The sequence below is a fragment of the Draconibacterium orientale genome, assembly GCF_900111425.1.
In the GTDB taxonomy this organism is placed as follows: Bacteria; Bacteroidota; Bacteroidia; order Bacteroidales; family Prolixibacteraceae; genus Draconibacterium; species Draconibacterium orientale.
On record NZ_FOHT01000066.1, the window covers coordinates 1 to 7,321 of the forward strand.

4 protein-coding genes are annotated in these 7,321 nt (G+C 33.2%); all 4 read left to right on the forward strand.

Annotated features, from left to right (window positions below; translation table 11 throughout):
* Positions 1-318: 318 nt before the first annotated feature.
* The 4 genes from BMW53_RS20255 to BMW53_RS20270 are packed head-to-tail and all read left to right on the forward strand — an operon-like array spanning position 319 to position 6,887.
* Positions 319-1,785, forward strand: coding sequence for a DUF3375 domain-containing protein (locus BMW53_RS20255; RefSeq protein ID WP_038555808.1), 1,467 nt, complete (start codon positions 319-321; stop codon positions 1,783-1,785).
* Complete coding sequence (locus tag BMW53_RS20260; protein ID WP_038555810.1) at positions 1,782-2,360, forward strand: DUF4194 domain-containing protein; 579 nt, start codon at positions 1,782-1,784, stop codon at positions 2,358-2,360. The genes BMW53_RS20255 and BMW53_RS20260 overlap by 4 nt, the downstream gene beginning before the upstream one ends.
* Positions 2,344-5,742 carry an ATP-binding protein gene (locus BMW53_RS20265; protein WP_074781159.1) on the forward strand — a complete coding sequence of 1,133 codons (3,399 nt, stop codon included), beginning with the start codon at positions 2,344-2,346 and terminating at the stop codon, positions 5,740-5,742. The genes BMW53_RS20260 and BMW53_RS20265 overlap by 17 nt, the downstream gene beginning before the upstream one ends.
* Entirely contained in the window at positions 5,739-6,887 is a 1,149-nt protein-coding gene (locus BMW53_RS20270; RefSeq protein WP_038555812.1) for a Wadjet anti-phage system protein JetD domain-containing protein, read from the forward strand. The genes BMW53_RS20265 and BMW53_RS20270 overlap by 4 nt, the downstream gene beginning before the upstream one ends.
* Positions 6,888-7,321 lie beyond the last annotated feature (434 nt).

Below are 7,321 nucleotides of genomic sequence, written 5' to 3' on the forward strand. Positions count from 1 at the left end.
TATTTCAATGAATGATAATGGCAGAAAAGAGTGGAGAAAATAGAAAAGATAAAACCCAGCTACTAACAAATTGTAAATTGCATTGCGGGGTTCGTACGGTGTCGTACGCTGGATTCTCGCATCGCAGTTCAGTCCTGTCGGACAGGAACGAGCTCCGAAATCCGCAACGACAACTTACAAGTGACCGTTGTGCCTCATTGTGAAAAAAAAGACAGCCAACGCACATTAAAGCACATTTGGTTTTTTGCCGACACTCATAACCAAAGAAAAAACCAAAAGAGCTTTAATCTTTGCCAACGCTAAAAGAATTAAAAACGAATGACAGAAAGTTCAAAAATATTAGAAATACTAAACACTTCACCAAGCGTTGAATTGCTACGTTTAAGAAACAGAGAAATGATTATTGAGTTTTTGCTAAATACATTCTCAAACGAACAAAGCTCAATTTCTACTGAAAATATTCATAATCAATTAGCTGATTTCCTGGAATACAAGCAGATTGAAAATGATGATGAAAGCGAAATCAATGCTTTTGACACCTACGAAGAGAAAGCAAAAAAGTACATTTTAAATTGGACAAACAAAGGCTTCTTGGCCAATTATCCTGATGAACAAGGCGAAGTATTCTATGAATTATCTGCTAATTCAAGTAAAGCCATAGATTGGTTGGCAAGTTTGAAAAAAGAAGAGTTTATTGGCACTGAATCAAAGTTTAACAATATTTTTAATCAATTGAAAGAGTTGGTTGAATTTACCAATGAAGATGCTGAAAAACGAATTGAGTTATTAGAAGAAAAGAAATTGGAGATTGAACAACAAATTCAACGAATAAAAATTGGAGAAGATGTAAAAGTGTTCGAAGAATTTGAAATTGTTCCGCGCTTCAACCAACTTAATCAATCGGCCAAAGAACTGTTGTCAGACTTTAAGGAAGTCGAAGATAATTTCAAAGAAATAACCAAAGGTATTTATCAAAAACACGCAGACGGCAGTTTAACAAAAAGCGACATATTGGAATTTACTTTCGATGCACTTGAAGCTTTAAAAGAAAGTCAACAAGGAAAAAGTTTTTATGCTTTTTGGTCTTTCATTTTAAATCCAGAATTACAAAACAGATGGGAAAGTCTGACTAGAGAATTATACAAAACATTAGAGGAAAAATCAATTCCTGTTAACGACCCATTCCTAAAAGGGATGAAAAAACATCTTCACGGCTCTGGACAAAAAGTATATAAAGCGAATGATAAAATGGCAGAAAAATTGAGCCGTATAATTCGTGAAAGTGAGAGTTCAAAATCAGAAGCAACTAAAAAAATTATCCAAGAAATAAAAAAACAACTTGTAGAAATCAGCAAGACAAAGAAAAAGCTAAAACCAGACATTTCATTTGAGTTGGAAACCGAAACTGAAATCAATATTTTATTCGAAAGAAAACTAACCTTAGAACAAAAAGAAGAAATTAGTTATACGGACAAACCGCAAGTTGCAAACGAAGACATCACTTCTTCCAATCATTTAAACAAATTATTTTCTCAATCAAATATTGACAAAGAATTGCTGAGAAAAAGGATAAAAAGTATACTTAAAGAAAAATCTCAAACAACGCTTTTAGATGTGATTGAGAATTATGGTGGACTTGAAAAAGGTTTGCCTGAACTGTTTGGATACATTGGCATTGTAAAAGAATTTAAACATTCAATCAATCTCGAAAAAACCCAGAATGTTGCATTTGATGTTGAAAACAAAAAACAGATTAAAATTCCAGAAATTATATTAACCAAATGAATAGTTTAGAACAAAATATAAAGCCATACAGCAAAGCAATAGTAAAATTGCTCAAAGGTGTTATTGACCGCAATTCAAATGAATGGGAAGATTTAATTCTTTATCAAAATGAAATTCAGGAATACATTAGCCAAATTGGATTGGAACTTATTTTAAAAAAAGATGATGGATTTGCTTTTGTCAAACAATTTGAAGACAACGAAGGTAAAACTCTCGGTTTGGTAACACGACGACAAATCGGATTTGAAACCTCAATCGTACTTGTTGTTTTACGACAAAGTTTAGAGGAATTTGATAGTAATCCAACACAATTGGCAACGGAAAAATTCATAACAGATACAGAAATCAAGGATGAATTGGAACTGTTTCTACAGGAAGGCTATAATAAGTTGAAATTTCAGAAAGATTTGGAAAGTTACATTAAAAAGGCTGTAGAATTAGGCTATTTGAAGGAAATAGGCAAGAAAGACAACGAAACGAAATACCAAATTCATCGAATTATCAAAGAAAAGATAACACTGGATATATTACAGGATTTTAAAATAAAACTACAGGAATATGTTGAGTCTGTTTAGCACAAGTTCTGACACAGCGGGTTTCAGACTTCAATATATGGAAGTGTTTAATTGGGGAACATTTGACAAGAAAGTTTTCAGGATAAACCCACAAGGGAATAATTCATTATTAACCGGTGCCAACGCATCGGGGAAAAGTACTTATATAGATGCTTTGCTTACTTTGATAGTTCCTGCAAAAAGAGACCGTTTCTATAATCAATCATCAGGTGTTGAAAAAAAAGGTGACCGAACAGAAGAAACATATGTGCTGGGACATTACGGAAATATTCAAGAAGAAGGGAAAAGCTCTACTTCTACACAAAAACTGCGTGATACGAATACCTACTCCGTAATTCTTGCTCATTTCAAAAACACAGACCAAAAACAAATTACAATATTTCAGGTTCGATGGTTTTCGAATAACGAGTTGAGAAGACAATTTGGGATTGCCCACATTCCACTTGAAATTGAAAAAGATTTCAGTCAGTTTGACGCAAAAGGACTGTGGAAAAGACGATTAGATAAAACCTACAATGCAAACAGTTCAAAAAAGAAAATTGAATTTATAGAAGGTCCAACGGCTTATGCCGAAAGAATATCAAAACTATTCGGGATGCGCACCGTGAAAGCCTTGAGTTTATTCAATCAGGTAGTGGGTGTAAAAGTTTTAGAAGACTTAGACGAGTTTATCAGAACAAATATGTTGGAGGAACAAGATGCTGAAACAGAATTCATCCAACTCAAAGAAAGTTTTTTGACTTTAATGGATGCAAAAACCAATATCGAAAAAGCCAAAGAGCAAATCGCACAACTCACTCCTATTAATGAAATTGCAACCCAACTAAATAGAATTAAAGAGAATTTACAACAATTAGAGAAATCAAAAGAAACAGCTGTCTATTGGTTTGCAAGAAAAGGTTTTGAATTAGGAGAAAAGGAACTTGAAAATTGTAAAATTGAATTATTACAGCTAAATGATGAACTAACTGAGCTAAGGAGTCAAGAAACCGACTTAAAGAATCAGGAAACGGATTTAACTGTTCAAATAAAGTCAGATGAAGTTGGCAATCAAATTGAAAAGCTCAAAACAGAAATTTCGAGATTAGAAAAAAGCAAAAAATTAAGGAGTGATAAACTTGACGATTATAACAAAATTGCTCAAAGCATAGAATTGAGTGCTAATCCAAGGGAAGAAACATTTGCTGAAAACCGAGAAAAAGCAAAGCAATTAAAACAAGGCACACAGCAAAAAATTGAAGTTGAAAGTGAAAATCTTCGTTTGTTGAAGAACAAAGCCGACGATTTTGAAACATCGACTAATGATTTAGTAAAAACCATTCAAACGCTTCAAAAGAATAAAAACAATATTGCAGGTCGGGTAGCTGAAATACGAGAAGAGCTAATTGAATACATTGGAGCGAAAAAAGAAGAAATCCCTTTTATTGGTGAGCTTATCAAAGTAAAAGATGATGAATTAGCTTGGGAACCTTCCATTGAAAAAGTGCTTCACAATTTTGCATTAAGATTGATTGTTCCTCCAAAGTATTATTCTGAAGTAAACAAGTATGTAAACAACAACAATTTGCGAGGACGAATTCGATACGATAAATACGAAGAACAGGATTATCTCAAGAATCTTAGGCACAAGAACATCAATGAAAAATCCTTAATCAACAAAATTGAAATTAAGCCTAAAACACAATATGAGGAATGGATTGAGAACTACTTAGAGGCTCAGTTTGATTTTGTTTGTGTTGATAACCTTATTGAGTTTGAACGCTACTCTGAAATGGCATTGACGCAAAACGGGTTAATAAAATTCAGGAAAGGTAAACACGAAAAAGATGACCGTCCACAAATTTCAAGAAAAGAAAACTATGTTCTGGGTTGGGATAACAAAGAAAAAATTGCAGTCTTGAAAAAGGAATTAATCACTTTACAAAATCAACAAACTGAAAATAAAACAGCGATTACAAATAAAAATGCCGAGATAAAAGATTTAGGACTCTACAAAGACGAATGTCATAATCTGTTTTCTGTATTTGTGAAATATGATGATATTGATTGGCAAACCTATGCCAATCAAATACAGGAGAAAACAGAGCAAAAGGATGAATTAGAAAAAACTAATGACCGAGTAAAGAAGTTACAGGAGCAATTAGAAAAAGTTCAGGCAGATTTAAAACAACTTTCAGAAATTAATATTGAGAATAAAGTTATTGAGAAAGGTAAAAAGCAAACAGAAATTGAGTCCGTCACTAAAACTGTAAATAGCAACAAAGCTGTTTTTGAGCCATTGGGGAATATTGAAGTTTCCGATTTTGAAGCAAAATATTCAGACTTAATGGTTATTGATTACAACAGCTTTGAAACAACTCGCGAAAAATTTCAGAAGAATAACACGGAAGAAATTTCAAAACTTGAAGGAGAAAAGCAGCAAAACGAAAGAGAAGTTGTAATTAAAATCAATGCTTTTAAACAACCGCCAGAAGAAATCACAAACAAGTTTAAAGATTGGCGGTCTGATGTAAGTTCTCTGCCTGATTCAACAAATTTAGACTTCATTAATGAGTATCAGAAGTTTTTGGTGAGATTGGAAAAAGATAATCTTCCGAAATTTGAAAAGAAATTCAACGATTATTTACAAGAAACCGTTACCATCAAAGTGGGTGACTTTAGAATGTTTTTTGAAAACTGGTCAGATTCAATCAAAGAAAACATCAAACATTTAAACGATTCTTTGAAGGAAATAGATTTTAAAAATAATCCTAAAACATACATTCAACTTGTTGCACCTAATAAAATCAGTGATGAAGTAAAGGAATTTAGAAAACTTTTGGATGAAGCCGTTCCGAATGTTTATCAAATGGAAAAAAATATTGACGGTAGAGAGTATCATTTCAATAATCACATTCACCCATTTATAAAAAAATTAGATAAAGAAGAATGGCGCAAAAAAGTTATGGATGTTCGTTCATGGTTCAATTACAAAGCCGAAGAATTTTACAAAGAAACCAATGCCAAATTCAAGACTTACGAAAATATGGGGCAGCTCTCTGGTGGTGAAAAAGCGCAACTTACTTACACGATTTTAGGTTCGGCCATTGCCTATCAATTTGGATTAACAAAAGAAGGCTTACAAAGTAATTCGTTTCGGTTTATTGCAATTGATGAAGCATTTAAGTCACAAGACGAAGACAGAGCCCGATATTTGGTCACATTGTGTAAACAACTTCATTTACAATTGTTGGTTGTGACGCCAAGTGACAATATTCACATTGTAGAAGACGATATTTCATTCGTGCATTTTGTAGAACGTAAAGAAGAAAGACATTCCTGGTTATATGATATGCCTATTGAACAATTCAAAGAAGAAAAAGCGAATTACATATACAAATGATTACCCCACCAGAAATAAAGAAAAAAGCTGAAAGAAAATATGTTTCATTTCTTCAATCATTAGTTCTCAACACGCCTTTTGAGAAACTCGTAATTCGAGGTGACAAAACATATACAAAATCGTCATTACCTGAATTTGAAAAAGAAATACAACTAATTATCACCCAATCCAAAGAGAAAAAAGGATTTGGTTACACCTTAGAATTTCAACAAGTAAAGACAAAATATTTAGGTACACAAGATTTGCCGACTTCTATTTATTTTGATACTGAAATTGATTTTTTGAAGTTCTTAAAAAGGGAAAAAGAAGTCGAATTATTCCGTGAAAGCATTATCAAAATCATAAAAACATTTCCAGAACTTAAGGAATGGATAATTAAAAATCCAATAAGGATTATTCAAAACCAAACGGAATGGGAAAGCATTTTGAAAGTGTGTCAATATTTCACACAAAATCCAAATCCAAATTTGTTCATAAGGGAGCTACCAATAAATATTCATACAAAATTTATTGAACGAAATCAAAGTGTCATCAAAGATTTGCTTGACATTTTAATTTCTGAACATATTAATAAGGAAGAAAAGCAATTTGAAAAAAGATTTAATCTGAAATATGCAGAGCCGCAAGTACGGTTCAAGATACTTGACAGAGAAATTAGTCGAAAATTCTTTTTGGGAATTGATGATGTTGCTATACCAAAAAGTCAATTTGAAGCACTTGATTTACCAGTTGAAAAGGTAATTGTTTCTGAAAATAAAACAACTTTTTATACTACACTGACTCTTCCCAAATTAGAAAAAGCGATAGCCATATTTGGAAGTGGTTTTAGTGTTTCAAATCTTAAGAATGTTTCTTGGCTTGAGGATAAAGAATTGCTATACTGGGGAGATATAGATGTTCAAGGTTTTGAGATTTTATCGCAGTTTAGGGGCTACTTTCCACAGACTAAAAGTATTTTAATGGATAGACATACATTTGACAAATTCTTTGAAAATGATAATGGTACTCCCTCTGGCATATCTGCACAATTAAACCTAACAGACAAAGAGAAGCAATTATATGACATTTTGAAATTAAACAACTGGCGACTGGAACAAGAAAAAATTCCATTTGACTATGTTAACAAATATTTTGAGAATGAATAATCCAACCCTTCACATCTACACACATTGCCAAGTCGCTCCTGCCGCCACACAAACCGAAACTTGGCAAAGAGTGTATCTGTCCTATCGCACGGACGGAAAAATAAACAACGAAGGCACAACAAAGTGTATAAATCATTGGGCCAATAGTGCAAATTTTAAGGTCGCTACACTTAATCAACGTTGTATCGGTTTGACAGGAAAGTGCTTCGAAATGCCCAACGCTTCATACACCAACCGTTATGGTGCAGCGTTTGGGGGTTATCGTTAGTATGCGAACTTGTTCTTTAAAATATTGGTATGGTGGGTTTTACGCCCCACTCTTTTTAAGCGGGCTGACTGTGCTTTGTTGTTTGGTGGGGCTGCGTTAAGCTCATAAGAGCCCGTACAAAAGCCTGTTCGGGCGGTCACAATGTTTGCGGTTTGTCAACTCCTGC